The organism is Planomonospora algeriensis, from assembly GCF_977012225.1.
This window is the reverse complement of the sequence record NZ_CDRNDK010000868.1, coordinates 1-1,306: the sequence shown is the minus strand read 5'-3', so window position 1 is coordinate 1,306 and position 1,306 is coordinate 1. Positions and strand designations below refer to the sequence as shown.

Annotated in this window: 1 pseudogene; it reads right to left on the bottom strand. The window is 64.6% G+C overall.

The annotated features are described in order from the left end of the window. Positions 1–708 precede the first annotated feature (708 nt). Positions 709–1,306 (bottom strand): annotated as a pseudogene (locus ACWJ6R_RS36500) (hypothetical protein); the annotation flags it as partial.

Here is a 1,306-nt window from a genome sequence, read left to right as displayed (position 1 = left end):
AAAGGGATAGCCAGGAACATACAGGCCCGATCTTGAAAAGCGGAAGCCGCTTCGGGATTGAAAGTGACGGTCGCCCCGGCTGAGACCGTTCCGTTACCTGATCTCGGGTTTGGGAGCGGAAAAGGGATAGATGTGATCTGCGGCGTTTTCGCAGATCAACATAAGGATGTTGTAAGTGATGCCGATGTGGCGTGAGTGTCCGCGTACGTTCGGTTATCGGTCCTATGTGACGCAGATCACATCGAAGAGATGGCACCGATTCGGGACCTGCCACGTCTAACGGAACTCGAAAGGGGCCCGGCGGATCGCCGGGCCCCTTTCGCGTCGAGCGGTTCCTCCGGAGGGGGAAGACGTCCTCCTCCGAACACGCCCGGCCGCGGGCGCTCGTAAGACCCCGGGTACCGGGCTTCTGAGCCTCCAGGGCCATGGAAACACGCATCCGGAGGCAAGGGCGGCGTGTCCAGGGCTCCTCAGAGTGTCTCAGGGCGTCAGGACGGCTGGGTGGCAGCCGGAAAGTCCGGGCCCGAAGGTCGAGAGGCGGAACCCGGGTGCCCGGAGCTCCTGCTCCACCGTCCCGCCGCACCGGGCCGGCTGCGGTGTCCGGGTCGTGGAAATGGCCGAGGGGCCCGGCGAAACGCCGGGCCCCTCGGATGGAGCTGGGTGAACCTTCAGGGTTTGGACCCCTGCGGGTTCGGGTGTTCGTCGGTTTTACTTGGTGACGAACGAGCCGGACCACACGGCCGCAGCCTGGTTGTAGATCGCGGCGGTCTCGCCGTCGAAGTACGCCGAGGTGCTGAGGTCGTAGCGGTCGTTCTTGTCCTGGTCACCGAAGAGGCTGGTGACACCGTTGACGTAGCCCAGACGCTTGGCGTTGCTGTACTTGATGAGCCACGGGGAGCCGTCGGCGCCCGGGGTCATCGCGCACTTGAGGCCGACGTGCTCCTCGACCTTGGTCGCGGCGTGGGTGTAGGTCTTGCCGGTGGTGGTGCCGTAGCACCACTTCGGCGTGATGCCGGTGTAGGCCTTGTGGCCGTCGGGGTGGGCGTCGGCCGGGTAGCCGAACACGAACACCTTCTGGCCGGTCTTCTGGTTCCAGGCGAAGCCCTGGCCACCGACGTTGTCACCGAGGCGACCGACGTCCTTGATGCCGCCGTCGCGGACCAGGTAGACCTTCTTGAAGTACTTGAGGTCCGAGCCCGGCTTGACCCACTGCTGGGTGTAGTAGCGGGTGACCGAGAAGGGCTCGCCCTTCTTGCTGAGGGTGCCCAGGTTCTTGGGGTCCTTGTCCAGCTTGGTCCACTCGTCC